This window comes from Paenibacillus sp. FSL L8-0638, assembly GCF_038593075.1.
Classification (GTDB): Bacteria; Bacillota; Bacilli; order Paenibacillales; family Paenibacillaceae; genus Paenibacillus; species Paenibacillus polymyxa_D.
This window is the reverse complement of the sequence record NZ_CP151960.1, coordinates 33,194-48,885: the sequence shown is the minus strand read 5'-3', so window position 1 is coordinate 48,885 and position 15,692 is coordinate 33,194. Positions and strand designations below refer to the sequence as shown.

Below are 15,692 nucleotides of genomic sequence, written 5' to 3'. Positions count from 1 at the left end.
GCCTAACCCCGCTTCCGCTTCCTTTGCTTTGGCATTACTATACCACAAAGTGGTATAGGCTCATAAAATGGCTGTGCCGATTCACGCCGTAAGCCGTATGCCTGGCTAAGCCAGTACACGTAGCCTGCGCAGCACGGCTGCCAGCGGGCGTCCGAGCTTGGGCACCGCCACAAGCTCGGCTTCCGTGATCAGTCTCAAGCGTGCGAGGCCGATCACGAATACAACGGCGCCTGCGGCTACGCCCAGCAGGCTCTCCGCGGCTGCCGTGGCACGACCTTCGGCAGCCCACCCCAAGGCACCCAGCACAGCGCTGGTGCCCCACATCGCTGCCCCGGCCGCACCAGCCAGGGCGATAAGCAGCGCCGCTGGCTTGAGTACGCTGGCGGACCAGCTCGCGCGCAGGCCTACCAAGCGAGCCAGCAGCACGATGTTGATCACCGCCGCCAGCAGATAGGCGACAGCCCCCGCAATGGCGGCTCCAGCCGTGCCTAGCTGCGGCACGAGCAGCCAGTTTAGCAGCGCCTTGGCTGCTGCGGCCGCGAGCATCGCCAGAGCCGGCGCGCGAACTGCGCCAAGCCCTTGCAGCAGCGCAGCCGAGATGATGCTGAGCGTGCCGCCTACGGCGGTTAGCGCCATCCAGCGCATGACCCCGCTGCCGGTGTCGTCCGCATACAGCATCACATTGACGGGCACAGCCAGCACGATCAAGCCTGTCGCAGCGGCCAGTCCCAGTAGCCAAAACCAGCGCAGCGATTGCTCGCACTGGCGACGTGCCAGTTCCGTACCGCCGGTTACCCGGGCCTCAGCCAGCGATGGAATGAATAATGCCGACAGGGTGGTGGCAAACATCATGACTAGCTGTACCAGCGGCAGACCTCGGTTATACACGCCAAAGGCCACCATAACCGCAGTATCGTCCAACCCCTCCTGCTTTAACAAGCGAGGTACAGTAAATGTGTCTACTAGGCTAATTAACGGAACGGCTAGCGCTCCAAGGCAAACAGGCAGGGCATAACGCAGTAGCGCCTTTAACAAGGCACCATTGCTTTCCGCTGGGTGTAGCTCTCCAGCTTGTGCTTGCACTGTCGCCATGACCGTCCCTTGCCTTCTAAGCCTCTTCCTGTGATTTCGCCAATATAGCAACATGACGACCAAGCCCGCTGCTCCACCTGCTGCTGAACCAAACACGGCTCCGGCAGCAATCATATCTGCTCCCGCTCCTTGTGACAGCATGAGCAGCAACAGTATAATCATCACGCTTACCCGTATCGCCTGCTCCGTCACTTGGGAAACAGCAGTCGGAAGCATATTTTGCAAACCTTGAAAATATCCTCTCAGTCCCGCCATAACCGGCACGAACAAAAAGGCAAACGCCGCCGCCCTCACCGACGGAATGACATGAGCATTGTCGATCCATTGACCAATGAGCGGCGCACACGTATACATCAGCACGCCCAGGATCAATCCGAAGACACCCAAGACAAGCGAAGATAACCGAGCAATACGTTGCCCCGCTGCTCGGTTTCCCACTGCCTCAAACTCAGCTACAAATTTGGATATTGCAGCCGGAAATCCAGCAGCTGCAATGGTAATGAACAGCGTATAAAAAGGATAAACCGTATTATAAATGCCAAACACGCCGTCGCCGCCGATATTCTGCAGCGGGATTTTTTGCACTGTGCCGATCAGCTTGCTCGCTACCGCTGCCAGTGTCAAAATGACAGCACCTCGTAGCAGCCGCGAAGCGGCGCGATTTTCCTGCATTCTCCGTCTCCACTCCCACCTGAAATATGCATCTTACCCGAGTCCTATTATACCGCCTCTTCTCACGGAAAGAAAAAAAACCCTGTGCAACGTAGTACGGCTTTCGCCATTCTGTACGTCATACAGGGGTGAAACGGGATGTTACTGTTCCATTTGTTTGCCCAGGAAGCCAGCGGCTGTTTCAGCCATTTTGACCTCCATTTCGGACATTTTTACATTTTCGTCCTTGTTCAACAATACAACGGAACCAATGGGATCACCACCGGAAACAATGGGAGCCGCCACAAAGGACGAGAGTGTTTCTTCGTGGTCTCGCGTTAGCTCATAAGAGCCGCTGGCTGTCTCCAGCACAGTTTTGCGATTATCCATACTACCTTCGATAATGCTACCGATTGGCTTGTCCAGAAACTCTTTTTTAGAGCCTCCAGCCACCGTAATAATGGTGTCCCGATCGGTAATCATTGTAATATGGCCCGTGCTTTCAAACAGGGACTCAGCATATTCTTTGGCGAAATCACCAAGTTCACCAATAGGTGAATACTTTTTCAAAATGACTTCTCCGTCACGATCCACAAAAATCTCAAGCGGATCTCCTTCACGAATTCTCAAGGTGCGGCGAATTTCCTTTGGAATAACTACCCGCCCAAGGTCATCAATACGGCGAACTATACCAGTAGCTTTCATTTCACATGTTGCCCCACTTTCTCAAGAAGAATTTAGTAAACTACTGACGGTATCGAAAGACGCTTCCACTCCCCCAGAAGCGGTCACGAAGAACGTCACGGTCATGGTGTTTATGGTGATATCTGACCATAGTATTCATCTGTTCCCAATTCCTTATGCATGTTCAGTTATTTACCTTCGTTTGTAGCTCCATCTTTGGCTGTTCCTGCCTTGGCATCGCCCGTACCGTTTGTTGCTGCGCCCGGTGTAGTTGTGCTACCGGCACCGGAAGTTGCACCGCTTTTCTCTTGCGTAGCTGGTACCTTCGGCAGATTGATTTTCAAATCAAGTTTCGTCAAATCATTTTCGGTAAAGTTTTGGATACTTTCCCCGGCCAATTTATTTTTCAGGGCAGCCTTTTCGTTGTCTTTCAATTTATCAAACGTTGGCTCATTGCGGGACTCCACTTTGATCACGTGATATCCGTATTCCGTTTCCACCGGCTCACCGATTTTGTTAATCGGTTGAGTCTCAGCGGCCTCTTTAAAGGCAGGTACCCATTGCGCTACGGATGCATTCTCATACAGACCTCCGTTAGACGCAGAACCTGGGTCTTCTGAATATTTCTTGGCAATCGTCGCAAAATCCGCTCCTCCGTCCAGCTTCGCTTTCACTTCTTTCGCCAGCTTGAGAGCATCCTCTTTTTTGCGCTCTTTCTTTGTTTTAGGATCTTGGAAGTTAATCAATACATGACGCACGGTTGCTGTCGTGAATTGATCTTTATTTTTCTCAAATTCCTGTTTTAGCTGGTCATCTGTTACTTTGTTAGTTTCGCTGTTGATTACCGTCATTACACGCGTGAAGTAATCTTTCACACCTTGTTCGGTCAGTTTTTTATCACTTAGAAATGTCTTGAACTTATCTTCTCCGACTGACTTTTTATACTGCTCCAGTTGTTCGTTCCCTTCTTTGGCACCCTGCTCCTTGGCTTTGTCGTCCGCTTTAGCCGCCAGAAGCTTGTACACCACTTCCTGCTTTACAATTTGCTCTCGTACCTGATCCGAAGCTAACGCAGCCTCATATTCCGGGTACAGGAATTTCATCATGCTGATTTCTTGGTTGAACTCATTTTCGGTAATCGTTCCACCCTTATAGGTCACGACAACCTTGCTGTTGTCCTTCGGTTCATCCTTGACCTTGTTCTCATCCGCTTGCTTCGTACATGCTGCCAGAACGGATATAGCTAGCAGCGCTGCCATTCCCAAGGAGAGCATTCTCCAAGGTTTTCTTTTATTTAGTTGTGGCATTTTGCAGTTCCTCCTTCAATGTGAATGCTTCTTTCAATGCACTCAAAAATTGTTCCAGCAGTTCTAACAACTGTGGATCACTTAGACCTTTACCCTTTATGCGTGCGCTCATAGAAGTGCCCTGTTCAAATTGTACACGTCTTTCAAAGCGATTGCCAATCTCGGCAAGTTTGGCGGTCTGTACCGCCTGCTGGCGCCCTTCATGGAATTTCAACACGATATTGTCATCCCGTTGTACCATGGACTCGATGCCATACATGCGTCCATATACCTTGAGACGGGCCACGGCTAGCAAATGACGCACAGCCTCTGGCAGATCGCCAAATCGGTCGACCAGTTCATCCTCCAGTTCAGAAGCCTCGTCAAAGGTACTGACCGCTGCAACCTTTTTATAAATCTCAATTTTCTGGATGCTGTCATAAATATAGTCACCCGGCAGGTAAGCATCGACGCCTAAATCAATCGACGTACTCCAATTGCGATTGGACTGATCCTCTTCTCCAAGTACGCTGACTTTACGTTTATTAATTTCCTCAGCCAGCATCTGCGAGTAAAGATCAAAGCCGACGGATGCGATGAATCCATGCTGCTCAGCGCCAAGCAAGTTACCCGCGCCGCGGATGGACAAATCGCGCATTGCAATCTTGAAGCCGGAGCCCAGCTCCGTAAATTCTTTAATCGACTGAAGGCGCTTCTCCGCCACTTCCGTGAGCACCTTATCCCGCTGGTACGTGAAATAAGCATAGGCAATCCGATTGGAACGACCTACACGCCCACGCAGCTGATAAAGCTGGGATAGCCCCATTTTATCGGCATCATGCACAATGAGTGTATTCACATTGGGAATATCCACGCCAGTTTCAATAATGCTGGTGCTGACCAGCACATCATATTCACCATCCAGGAAATCCAAAATAGTTTTCTCCAGCTCGGTTTCGGACATTTGTCCGTGACCCACGCCCACCTTGGCCTCCGGTACGAGCGCATTGATCTCTGCAGCCATCTCCTGAATACCCTGCACACGATTATACAGATAGTACACCTGCCCTCCGCGTGCCATCTCGCGTTCAATGGCCTCACGGACTAGAGTCTGGCTATGCTCAACCACATACGTTTGCACTGGAAAACGGTTTTCCGGTGGCGTCTCAATGACTGACAAGTCACGTACACCCAGCATGGACATATGCAACGTACGCGGAATAGGTGTTGCCGTTAACGTCAGCACATCTACGTTCGTTTTCAGCTTCTTCAGCTTTTCCTTGTGGGTTACGCCAAATCGCTGTTCTTCATCGACAATCAGCATTCCGAGGTCCTTAAACACCAGATCCTGCGACAACAGACGATGGGTACCAATGACAATATCGACCGTGCCTTGCCGGACCCCTTTAATCGTTTCATTCTGCTCTTTGCGCGAGCGGAAACGGCTCAATACCTGAATATTGAACGGATACCCTGAAAAACGTTCACGGAACGTCTCATAGTGTTGCTGTGCCAAAATCGTCGTCGGTACCAGCACCGCTACTTGTTTGCCTTCAATAGCAGACTTAAAAGCAGCACGAATCGCAACTTCAGTTTTGCCGTAACCTACATCACCGCATAGCAAACGATCCATCGGGCGGCTCTGCTCCATGTCCTTCTTAATCTCTTCAATCGCCCGAATCTGGTCACGTGTCTCATCATACGGGAACATATCCTCAAACTCTTGTTGCTCCGGTGAATCCTTTTCAAAAGCAAACCCTGGTGCTGACTGTCGTTCTGCATATAGCTTGATCAAGTCATCCGCAATATCCTGAACCGAGCTGCGCACCTTACTTTTAACCCGTGTCCACTCATTGCCACCCAGTTTATAAATCTTGGGTTCCTTGTCCTCTGAGCCAACATATTTCTGAATTAGATCAATTTGTTCAATCGGCACTGACAGCTTATCTCCACCCGCGTAGAGGACATGCATGTAATCCTTATGGATACCGCCAACCTCCAGCGTGCCGATCCCCATGTACTTCCCGATCCCGTGATTTTGGTGTACGACGTAGTCGCCCACCTTCAGCTCGCTATAGCTTTTAATCCGTTCTGCATTATCCACATGGCGGCCCTGCTTACGAGCTTTCCGCTGCTTCTGGGAAAACATTTCACCCTCGGTAATGACCGCCAGGTGAATAGACGGCATTTCAAAACCGCTTTGCAGATTACCGATAGCCATCGTCGGCTCATCAATACCGTAATCCTCAAGCACTCGGCGCATCCGGTCCAGACGTTCATCTCCACTCGCCAGCATCATAACCTGTGTGCCAGCTTTGCGCCAACGATCCATCTCCGCCTTGAGCACATTCATTTGGCCGTGGAAATCCTGCATGCCTCGGCAGATGAAGTTCAAAATATTTTGCGGCTGGGTATGAGGAACCTGACGGAGGAAAATCGACAGGAACAATGTCTGAAATCTTCGGTTGTACAGCAGATTGTCCGCGTCGTCTGACAGTTCTAGCTGCGGTAACGTTTTACCGTTTTGAAGCAAATGCAGATTCCATTCTGACTCATCCCGTTCCAGTTGCTTGGCTGTTTCTAGCATACGCGCCGGTTCGTCAATAATCAGAATCGTATCTTCCGGCATATAATCTGCCAGGGTTTTACGTTCAGGATACAGCAGGGAGATATATTTATAGATTTCGTCAAAATACACATGCTCTCGCAGCAACTCAATTTCACGATGGATCTCTTCTTTCAGATGCTGCTTAGCTTGACGATCCGTCATTTTGCCCAGCTGCTCCTCCAACAAAATAGCAGCGGCATCCGCCGCCTGATCCATACGCTGGTTATTCGCAATAACTTCCTTACATGGCGTTACGGTAACGTCCTGAACCTTTTCCACCGAGCGCTGATCTTGCGGATCAAACTTGCGGATCGAATCAATTTCATCGTCAAACAGCTCCACACGATAGCCCCAACGGGTTGTCATTGGATAAAAATCAATAATTCCTCCGCGTACGCTCATCTCTCCACGTGATTCCACACGTTCTACACGCTGGTATCCCATCTCGACCATATGTAGCAAAAATGCTTCCAGCTGAATCGTTTCGCCTTCTTTCAGCTCAATACGAGCCTCACGCCATGTTTCCGGCATTGGCAATAAACGTCGGACACCAGAAAACGGCACGACAACAATCCCACGAAAACCCTGGGCGCAGCGTATCAATACATCAATTCGTTGGGATAAGGTCTCTGGACTGGATATGGCTGCTTCAGCAGCTACCAGCTCATTGGCAGGATACAATAAAACCTGATCAGGAGAAAGCGCTTCCTGTAAGTCATCTGCTATTTTTTGAGCGGCAAACATATTGTGCGTCATGACCATTAACGGTCGTCCGGTATCTTCGGCAAGCGCGGCCATCAGTACCTGTCGGGAAGAGCCTGATAAACCTGATATCAGTTGTTCCTTCATCCCTGATGATATGCCTGCTGCAATGGATGCATAATCAGCATCCTTCGTAAAAGCCTGAATAAGTGCTTGTAACAAAAAAGGCACCCCTTTATGCTTATAAATAGTTACATGTAAACCGAAAAAGAAGCCTCAGCAATGCTGCCAAGGCTCCATAAGCGGAATTGCCGCTTCACCTCTCAAGCTGGTACATCGGACCAGTTGAATACCTGTTATTGGAGCGGATTAACGAGCAGACTCAGCTCTGGATTATTCTCCAGTGCCTGACTGCAATGCTCGCAAATGACTTTGACGGTCACTTCACCGCCCGAATTATACGCTATTATATCTCTACGTTCGGCAGGGGTCAAGGAATGGAAGCCTAACCTTTCTTCGGTTATTGCAGCGGAATCAATCCGTCCCAAGAAAGTTCGACAATGTCTGCATACATAATTAACAACCATGTAATGTATATGCCTCCTGAAAGTTTTCTATACCTTTCAGTATGTCCAACAATCTTCCATTTAAGCCCGTCTACCTACGTCTAAACTTACTTGTTGAATTCAGCCATCGTCCGTTCAAACGGATGACTCAAGCTGTATTCTAAGGCGTTGCACGTGTCCTCGATCATTCCGGCCAGCAATTCTTTTTCCTTCTTTGGAAAGGTACCTAGAACATAATCGACAATAGCATGTCCAGGCTCCGGGCGGGAAATGCCCATGCGAATCCGATTGAAGGACTGCGTGCCGGTATGTTGAATGATCGATTTAATGCCGTTATGGCCGCCTGCGCTACCTTGATAACGCAATCTTATTTTACCGACTTCTGTATCCAGATCATCGTACACGACAATCAGATCTTCCATATCGGCCTTATAATAGTCCATATAAGCACGTAGAGACTCGCCTGATAGATTCATATAGGTCATTGGCTTAATCAGTACGGTTTTTACGCCACCAATGTGGCCCTCTCCAATCAACGCCTTGCATTTACTTTGGTTAATCTGGATGTTATGACGCGAGGCAAGAGCATCCAATGCCATAAATCCGACATTATGTCTCGTTTTCTCGTATTGGGGACCGGGGTTGCCCAATCCTACAATCCACTTCATAACCTTGACACCCTCTTTCACAGTCTGGATTTTTTGGTAAAATAGTTGTATTGAGGATTTTGCAAAAATCTAATAAGCGACTTTCAATGAACAATATATAGATCGAAATGGTCTAGTTCGTCTATATATTGCACTTTGGAGCGACTGGAATCGAATTTTGTAAAATCCTGTTATGAATAGGAAGGTGCGTGCCGGTATGCTCAATCAAGGTGATATCCTCTTATATGACAGCCATTTTCTATATCATTTAAAACATTCCGTTCCTGTCCAGGTTTATGACGGGAATGTACATATCCAGATTGGCATCGTTGCGCGTTTTAATGAGCATTTCGTCGAAATAGAGGACACACTATACAATCGTCAACGTTTCACATTCATATCTCGCCCAGGCTTTTAGCCTGACATGCTGATAGGGGTTACCTTTTCCACATGGAAAAGGCAACCCCTTTTTAATGAGCCAGCGCTTATTCGATTTCAAACAGTTTGCTGATCGACAATTCTTCATGCACACGGATGATAGCTTCTCCCATTAATGGAGCCACAGACAATACCTTCAGCTTGCTTGTCGGATTCGGGTGAACGATCGGGATTGTATCCGTCACAACCACCTCTTTTAATGGCGAATTCTCCAGTCTTTCCATCGCAGGACCAGACAGTACGGCATGTGTACAACACGCATACACATCTTTTACGCCGCCTTCTTTAAGCGCATTTGCACCTAATACAATCGTTCCGGCTGTATCAATGATATCATCAATTAAAATAGCCGTTTTACCCTCAATGTTCCCGATGATGTTCATCACTTCACTGACATTTGGCTCTGGACGACGCTTATCAATAATAGCGAGCGGCGCACTCAGGAAGTCCGCCAGCTTGCGCGCACGAACAACCCCGCCATGATCGGGTGAAACGACAATCGGGTTCTCAATTTGCTTGGAACGGAAATATTGGGCCAGAATTGGTGCTCCCAGCATATGATCCACTGGAATATCAAAGAACCCCTGAATCTGCATCGCATGCAAATCCATACTGATTACGCGGTGAGCCCCCGCCTTTTCAATCAAGTTAGCGACAAGTTTCGCTGTAATCGGATCACGTGAACGAGCTTTACGATCCTGACGAGCGTAACCATAATATGGCATAACGACATTGATACTTTTGGCAGAAGCGCGTTTAAGTGCATCAATCATAACCAATAACTCCATCAAGTTGTCGTTAACCGGCAGACAAGTTGACTGCACAATATACACATGGCAGCCGCGTACACTTTCCGACAGCTTCACCTGGATTTCACCGTCACTAAACGATGTGGTATGGGATTCCCCCATTGGGATGCCGATGTAGTCCGCAATCTGGTGGGCTAACTTCGGATTGGAGTTACAAGTAAATATTTTGAGTTTGGAATCGCAATAAGTCATTAATAGAAACCCTCCGTGCTGGTTCATTCATTACAGATTCATTAGCTTGCTGATTAAGGTCATTCCGATCTTTTCTTCTTCGCTTTGGCACGTGCGCGGATTTTGTCCGCATATCCGACTTTGTTCTCTTGACGTGGTCTGGCAATGGCCAGATCGTTATCAGGGACAGCATGTGTTACAGTGGAGCCTGCTACAACATAAGCACCTTTTCCAATCTTAATCGGGGCGATCAGATTCACGTTGCTACCAATAAAGGCATCGTCTTCAATTTCTGTAATGGATTTATTATATCCATCATAATTGACCGTTATTGCCCCGCAGCCAATATTTACGTTTGTACCCACCTTGGCATCACCGACATAGCTCAAATGAGACACCTTGGAATGATCTCCAATGGTCGCATTTTTCACCTCAACAAAATCACCAATTTTCACATGTTCGCCAAGCTTCGCGCCTGGACGCAGATAAGCAAACGGCCCCACAGATGTACTGCTTCCCACTTCCGCTTCGTTCAACACCGAATGTTTTACCGTTGCGCCTGAATGGATAATCGTATTCTGAATCTCAGCCTGCGGACCAATCACACAATCTTCTCCGATTTGTGTTTGACCATGCAGCCATGTGTTTGGATACAGTACCGTATCGGAACCAATAACAACCTCGCTCCCGATATAGGTAGAAGACGGATCAATGACAGTGACACCATTCAGCATATGCTTGCGAACGATGCGCTCACGCATATAGCCCTCAGCTACCGACAAAGCGATTCTGTCGTTAACACCGATGGATTCAGACACATCATCTGTCAAATACGCCTCAACCTGTTCACCTTCACCATGCAAAATACCAATGACATCTGTCAGATAATATTCCTGCTGTGCATTGGTGTTCGTTACCTTGTCCAGCGCTGCAAACAGCTTGGCATTGTCAAAGCAGTACGTTCCCGTATTGATCTCCCGGACAGCATCCTCCTCAGGTGAACAATCTTTCTGTTCCACGATCTTGAGCACGGCCCCGGAGGCATCACGGATAACTCGTCCATATCCTTTCGGGTCGTCCAACTCAGCGGTCAAAATCGTCGCAGCTGCCCCACGGCTCTCGTGCAATTGCACCAGGCCTTCCAGCGTTTCCGCTGTGATCAAAGGAGTATCCCCACAAATGACAATGGTTGTACCTTTTTCCTGACCGAGCAAGTCCTTGGCTTGCTTAACAGCATGGCCCGTTCCCAACTGCTCTGCCTGAAGCGCATATTCTGCCGACGGTCCCAAATAAGACTGTACCGCCTCTGCTCCATGACCCACGACGACTACACTTCGGGACACACCGATTTCACGAACCGTGTCGAGCACATGCCCAACCATCGGTTTTCCGCACACCGGATGCAGAACTTTATATAATTTGGATTTCATACGTTTTCCCTGCCCTGCGGCAAGAATGACTGCCAACCTTTCCAACAAGTCCAACCTCCTATCCTGAAAATAACAGTTACCCCTTGGCTAAAACGTTAATTCCCAGATCAGATTTTGCTTAACTTTTCACAATCCTCCTGAAAAATAACGGTGAACCTTTGGTTAATGGCTATTTTTTCAGGCCAGCTTGTGCTGGACATTCATCCCCGGGACGCATCGCTGCCTAGTCCCTGTCTTATGAAAAAGCCGCTTCGGCAGCCCGGATGGCTCCAAGTTGCCTTAAAACTGACTGTTAACTCACTAAAGAATATATCTCATTCCAGACAAAAAGAAAAGAGAGCCACAGTTAGTGGCTCTCTTTTTCTTTTGTTCCCCAATCCTGCTTTAGGCGAATTAAGCGCCTTCTTCAATAGCAACTTCTTCATCCACAGCCGCACGTTCGTACTCAGTCAATACAGCAGCTTGGATCTTCTCACGGGTTCCTGAAGATATCGGGTGAGCGATATCGCGAAACTCTCCGTCTGGAGTTCGTTTGCTTGGCATAGCTACGAACATCCCGTTATTACCGTCGATAACTCGGATGTCATGAACAACGAACTCGTTATCAATCGTAATGGATGCAATCGCCTTCATTCTTCCTTCTGAGTTCACTCGGCGGAGTCTAACATCCGTAATCTGCATGTGTGTTTCACCACCTTTTTCCAAATAGGACTTGGTGTATACATTCCACACAGCAGTTCGAAATCCTTCTTTTTTTCGGCAATTCGTATCCTAAATTCAGGTAATTTTTTTGAAAAGATTTCTTTTCGACATATTTAGGTATTTTATGATGGATTGTGACAATTTACTGCCCTGTTCACTCATCAAAATAATTGCCCAGCTTGACCGTAATTTGCTTGCTTCGAGAATCGACTGCGGTCAGATTCGCCAGTGAAATATAATCGTGCAGCAGGCGCTCTTCGTTCTCCACCTCGCCCGATTCTACCAGCACACCTACACCGGCCACCTCAGCATCAAACTCAGCCAGCAAGTCGACCATCCCCTGAATCGTGCCACCGGCCTTCATAAAATCATCTACGATGAGCACACGCGACTTCTCACGCATCGCACGTCTGGATAAAGACATCGTATGCAGGCTCTTTTGTGATCCTGAAACATAATTAATACTTACAGCCGAGCCTTCTGTCACCTGATGATCACGCCGTACGAGAACGACTGGCAAATTCAGCTGTGCTCCGGTTGCATAGGCAAGTGGAATACCCTTGGTCTCCACCGTCATAACCACATCAATCTGACGATTGGCAAAAGCGGTCGCGAATATTTTACCAGCTTCGTTCATCATCGCAGGTTGGCCCAGCAAATCGGACAAATACAGGTACCCTCCTGGTAATATGCGGTCAGGCTGCTCCAGTTGCGCACACAGGTCGTTCGCAAACGCAAGCGCATGCTGCTTGGAAAGCCTCGGGATCAGTTTCACGCCCCCTGCCGCTCCCGCCAGCGTCAGAAGCTCGCCAGTACCTTCATCCTCAAATACTTCCTTGATGATGGCCAGATCCTCGCTTATGGACGACTTAGCTGCCCCATAGCGATCCGCAAAATGAGTAAGAGGCACCAGCGTATGCGGCCGTGACAATAAAAATTGCGTCATTTCCACCAATCGTGAGCTTCTTTTAAGTTTTTTCACAACAATTCCTCGCGATCTATTCTCCTGCCGCCCGCTTCGTACAGTAAAGCACCGGCGGACTGGCCGGTTGCTGGCGGAATGTAAGTGATATAGTGAAATCCGAATATTTAATAGTAAATATATCATCTTCGTACGTATTTGTACAACAATTGCCACTATAATAAGAAAGAAATATCTAAAATCAGGTCAAAAGTCGTACTGCGTACACATCTTTACAAAACCCTCTTAGTCCATTGTAAATCCGTGGCACTTTGGCTTCCTTCGATACCAGTCCGAACACCGTGGGTCCACTACCTGACATCAGCACACCGTCTGCTCCTAAGCGGATCATGGAGTTTTTAAGATGCTCTACCTCTGGATACAGCTTTAGTGTTACATCCTCCAGTACATTCCCCAGCGCGTTGCATACATCGGTAAAAGAAGCGTTACGGATCGCATGCTCCATCTGGCGGGCAGACGGGTGGTGCGTAATCTGATCTGCTTTGACACGACCATACACTTCAGCCGTCGATACATTAATCGGCGGCTTCGCAAGGATCACCCAGCATTGTGGCGGATTCGGAAGTGGCTTGAGCAGTTCTCCGCGTCCACTCGCTAAAGCTGTACCCCCTGTAATACAGAAAGGTACATCTGAGCCCAGCTCCGCACCCAGCACCCTTAATTCGGCATCCGAGATACCAAGCTTCCATAGCTTGTTCAGTCCACGCAGCGCTGCTGCAGCATCACTACTTCCACCCGCCAACCCTGCTGCCACCGGGATATGCTTATCCAGATGGATGTGGACGCCAGTAGACACGTTATAACGTTCTTTGATCAGACGCGCAGCCTGAAAAGCCAAATTCTTTTCATCCAATGGTATGTACCCGGCTTGACTTGAAATAATAATGGTATCACGCGGTAACTCGGACATCGTCAATCGGTCAGACAGATCGACCATAGTCATAATCATTTCGACCTCGTGATAACCATCGTCCCGCTTACGTAGAACATCAAGCATTAAATTGATTTTCGCCGGTGCTTTTTCATATATTTTCAAGGCGTTCACCCACCTTCAACTTTTCCCTCAAGACAGCTTAACATATTATATCAGACTCAGCGTGTCAAGTCATGAGGTTCAAAAAAGCGGAGATGACCCGGTCTAATCCCGGATATCCCCGCTTTTCATCAGCACCACCGATGGCTACGATTTGCGAGAAGCAGCCTGCTCAGCAAGCTGGATGGCCCGCTTGACCATATTGCCCGCATCCTTGGCTTTAATGCCTCCCCAGCCCTCTTCCTTGACCGTGTCGTAAAATCCAAGATCTTTGGCCAGCTCGTACTTTAGCTCCTCCGACATGACACTCCGTCTTCTTCTGCTCATACATACGCCCCCTTCGGAAATGGAATAAGGAAGATCATTCCCGGCTTAGTATGTGCAGAGATGTCATGCTTCATCCTGCTCTGTATATACAAAACGGCCCCGTCATTTGAAATGACGAAGCCGTCGTTAAACCTGCAAAGCTGGTATAAATCACGAAATGAATTAAGGTGTTTCAAAATATTCGACTACACTTGTATGGGAGTCGGGATCATATACGCTGACTTCCACCGACTCGGTAAGAATGTCAGCATAGCTGTAGGAGACACGTTTAAACGTCTGTTGCTCCTGATCCAGCTTGACGATAAAAACAGAAGGGTACGTTTCTTCCAAGACACCAGTTCGTTCGACGGTCTTACGGCGTCCGCCGTTAGCCCGCAGCAAAATTTTTTGCCCTACATGTGCGTCGAGACTGCGTTTGATTTCCAACAGCGTATTTTTAGCCATTGCCTAACGACCACCTCTTTCCTTGTCCATTATAACGAATTTTAGAGGGATTGTCAAATCGAGCTAAATATTATAACAACACGAAAAATAAGTTGTCAATTTAATTTTTTGCGAACAGGAATAATTTATATAAAAAATGACAAAAAGCCTCTGAAAACAGAGGCTTTTTGTTCAAGTCAATCCTATTGGCACATTTGAATCCTAGATTGCTGAAGGCGTTACTTTAAGCGTTGACAAATTTTCAAGCTTCGGCAGGCCGATGCGATAGCTTCCCCTAGTTTCAATTCCACCCACTCCGCGACTGCCGCTGATTGTCTGGTGAAACAGGTCCCCCATATTCACCGTATCACGGATCGAAGTAAAGGCTGCCTTGGCAGCCACGTAAACGGGATCCAGCGCGTGAATCAGGATACGCCCTGGTGAGCTGGCGAAGTTCGCTCCCGCACGCAGCAGCGCCTCAAAATGGGACTGGCACGCCCCCGCTACAATGGTCAGCGAATCCAGATGACGTTCATATTGTCTTGCTACCTGAATTGCCGCCACAAAATTTTGCGAATTTTTATAACTTTTCAAGCTGTACAAATCGTAAGGCTGTGGCTGCTTTAGCACGCCATCATGTCCGGTAATCACTACAATATCCGGACGGATACGGGGAAGCAGCCGGTACAACGTATCCGCCATTGCCGATTCATGAACGTGATGTCCCTCTGCAGGAACACGGAGCTGTTCATATAAACTGAGACATTTTTTCAAATAGCCGGGATCTCCATCCAGATGAAGAACCTTTCCCGGCATTTCAAAATACGTTGACTCGACCGGATCACTCCAGTCCCCAACCAGAGCTGCCTGACTACGAGCAGCTTGCTGCTGGCGGGCCCGTTGCAACAGATTAAGAGACTCACCAGCCTTAATGTGTGCCTGCTGAGTCTTACCGCTAATCTGGTCTGCAGGCACTCTGACCAGATCGTTCACTGGGGAATCGGCCAGCAACCGAAATTCTATTCCCTTAATGATCGCTTTATCCCGCTGGATGTCCTCAACGCGAAACGTGACATCTCCGCCGTACGATTTCCGAACGACCAAGTCTCCTAAACTCATCACACTGTATCACCCCTCGTAT

Annotated in this window: 15 protein-coding genes; 1 reads left to right on the top strand and 14 read right to left on the bottom strand. The window is 48.5% G+C overall.

Annotated features, from left to right (window positions below):
- Nucleotides 1–105 precede the first annotated feature (105 nt).
- From MKY35_RS00225 to pth, 6 genes are all read right to left on the bottom strand, one after another.
- Nucleotides 106–1,764 carry a polysaccharide biosynthesis protein gene (locus tag MKY35_RS00225; RefSeq protein ID WP_342445272.1) on the bottom strand — a complete coding sequence of 553 codons (1,659 nt, stop codon included), beginning with the start codon at nucleotides 1,762–1,764 and terminating at the stop codon, nucleotides 106–108.
- A gap of 141 nt (nucleotides 1,765–1,905) precedes the next feature.
- Entirely contained in the window at nucleotides 1,906–2,448 is a 543-nt protein-coding gene (gene spoVT, locus MKY35_RS00220; RefSeq protein ID WP_029519371.1) for a stage V sporulation protein T, read from the bottom strand.
- A 167-nt stretch (nucleotides 2,449–2,615) separates the two neighbouring features.
- Nucleotides 2,616–3,734, bottom strand: a complete 1,119-nt coding sequence (locus MKY35_RS00215; protein WP_342445271.1) for a peptidylprolyl isomerase — start codon at nucleotides 3,732–3,734, stop codon at nucleotides 2,616–2,618.
- Nucleotides 3,718–7,245 (bottom strand): transcription-repair coupling factor, encoded by a 3,528-nt coding sequence (gene mfd, locus MKY35_RS00210; protein WP_342445270.1) that lies wholly within the window; start codon nucleotides 7,243–7,245, stop codon nucleotides 3,718–3,720. Before mfd ends, MKY35_RS00215 begins: the two co-directional genes overlap by 17 nt.
- Before the next feature lie 134 nt (nucleotides 7,246–7,379).
- A complete protein-coding gene (locus tag MKY35_RS00205) occupies nucleotides 7,380–7,610 on the bottom strand; it encodes an anti-sigma-F factor Fin family protein (RefSeq protein WP_007428020.1) in 231 nt (76 codons plus the stop codon).
- A gap of 86 nt (nucleotides 7,611–7,696) precedes the next feature.
- The gene (gene pth, locus MKY35_RS00200; protein ID WP_274483390.1) at nucleotides 7,697–8,257 is read right to left on the bottom strand and encodes an aminoacyl-tRNA hydrolase; all 561 of its coding nucleotides are present in this window, start codon (nucleotides 8,255–8,257) and stop codon (nucleotides 7,697–7,699) included.
- A 196-nt stretch (nucleotides 8,258–8,453) separates the two neighbouring features.
- On the opposite strand from pth, the gene MKY35_RS00195 reads away from it, so the two are divergent.
- On the top strand, nucleotides 8,454–8,654 hold the full coding sequence (locus MKY35_RS00195; RefSeq protein ID WP_029519375.1) for a hypothetical protein: 201 nt from the start codon (nucleotides 8,454–8,456) through the stop codon (nucleotides 8,652–8,654).
- Between the two features lie 67 nt (nucleotides 8,655–8,721).
- On the opposite strand, the gene MKY35_RS00190 is transcribed toward MKY35_RS00195, so the two are convergent.
- The 8 genes from MKY35_RS00190 to yabG all read right to left on the bottom strand — a co-directional run bounded on the left by MKY35_RS00190 (nucleotide 8,722) and on the right by yabG (nucleotide 15,670).
- Complete coding sequence (locus MKY35_RS00190; RefSeq protein ID WP_013308125.1) at nucleotides 8,722–9,675, bottom strand: ribose-phosphate diphosphokinase; 954 nt, start codon at nucleotides 9,673–9,675, stop codon at nucleotides 8,722–8,724.
- Between the two features lie 59 nt (nucleotides 9,676–9,734).
- A complete protein-coding gene (gene glmU / locus MKY35_RS00185; protein WP_342445269.1) occupies nucleotides 9,735–11,132 on the bottom strand; it encodes a bifunctional UDP-N-acetylglucosamine diphosphorylase/glucosamine-1-phosphate N-acetyltransferase GlmU in 1,398 nt (465 codons plus the stop codon).
- 345 nt (nucleotides 11,133–11,477) lie between these two features.
- Complete coding sequence (gene spoVG / locus MKY35_RS00180; RefSeq protein ID WP_007428016.1) at nucleotides 11,478–11,765, bottom strand: septation regulator SpoVG; 288 nt, start codon at nucleotides 11,763–11,765, stop codon at nucleotides 11,478–11,480.
- Nucleotides 11,766–11,940: 175 nt separating this feature from the next.
- A complete protein-coding gene (purR, locus tag MKY35_RS00175; RefSeq protein ID WP_013308122.1) occupies nucleotides 11,941–12,768 on the bottom strand; it encodes a pur operon repressor in 828 nt (275 codons plus the stop codon).
- Between the two features lie 181 nt (nucleotides 12,769–12,949).
- Nucleotides 12,950–13,804, bottom strand: coding sequence for a 4-(cytidine 5'-diphospho)-2-C-methyl-D-erythritol kinase (ispE, locus tag MKY35_RS00170; RefSeq protein WP_029519377.1), 855 nt, complete (start codon nucleotides 13,802–13,804; stop codon nucleotides 12,950–12,952).
- Between the two features lie 144 nt (nucleotides 13,805–13,948).
- A complete protein-coding gene (locus MKY35_RS00165) occupies nucleotides 13,949–14,128 on the bottom strand; it encodes a small, acid-soluble spore protein, alpha/beta type (protein WP_007428013.1) in 180 nt (59 codons plus the stop codon).
- 162 nt (nucleotides 14,129–14,290) lie between these two features.
- A complete protein-coding gene (locus MKY35_RS00160) occupies nucleotides 14,291–14,572 on the bottom strand; it encodes a Veg family protein (RefSeq protein ID WP_013308120.1) in 282 nt (93 codons plus the stop codon).
- A 201-nt stretch (nucleotides 14,573–14,773) separates the two neighbouring features.
- Entirely contained in the window at nucleotides 14,774–15,670 is an 897-nt protein-coding gene (gene yabG / locus MKY35_RS00155) for a sporulation peptidase YabG (protein ID WP_023986432.1), read from the bottom strand.
- Nucleotides 15,671–15,692: the final 22 nt, after the last annotated feature.

Bases quoted from the DNA above. Each gene is read 5' to 3' on its own strand.
- MKY35_RS00225 (WP_342445272.1), bottom strand. From the start codon at position 1,764: ATGCAGGAAAATCGCGCCGCTTCGCGGCTGCTACGAGGTGCTGTCATT.
- spoVT (WP_029519371.1), bottom strand. From the start codon at position 2,448: ATGAAAGCTACTGGTATAGTTCGCCGTATTGATGACCTTGGGCGGGTA.
- MKY35_RS00215 (WP_342445271.1), bottom strand. From the start codon at position 3,734: ATGCCACAACTAAATAAAAGAAAACCTTGGAGAATGCTCTCCTTGGGA.
- MKY35_RS00205 (WP_007428020.1), bottom strand. From the start codon at position 7,610: ATGGTTGTTAATTATGTATGCAGACATTGTCGAACTTTCTTGGGACGG.
- pth (WP_274483390.1), bottom strand. From the start codon at position 8,257: ATGAAGTGGATTGTAGGATTGGGCAACCCCGGTCCCCAATACGAGAAA.
- MKY35_RS00195 (WP_029519375.1), top strand. From the start codon at position 8,454: ATGCTCAATCAAGGTGATATCCTCTTATATGACAGCCATTTTCTATAT.
- MKY35_RS00190 (WP_013308125.1), bottom strand. From the start codon at position 9,675: ATGACTTATTGCGATTCCAAACTCAAAATATTTACTTGTAACTCCAAT.
- spoVG (WP_007428016.1), bottom strand. From the start codon at position 11,765: ATGCAGATTACGGATGTTAGACTCCGCCGAGTGAACTCAGAAGGAAGA.
- MKY35_RS00165 (WP_007428013.1), bottom strand. From the start codon at position 14,128: ATGAGCAGAAGAAGACGGAGTGTCATGTCGGAGGAGCTAAAGTACGAG.
- MKY35_RS00160 (WP_013308120.1), bottom strand. From the start codon at position 14,572: ATGGCTAAAAATACGCTGTTGGAAATCAAACGCAGTCTCGACGCACAT.
- yabG (WP_023986432.1), bottom strand. From the start codon at position 15,670: ATGAGTTTAGGAGACTTGGTCGTTCGGAAATCGTACGGCGGAGATGTC.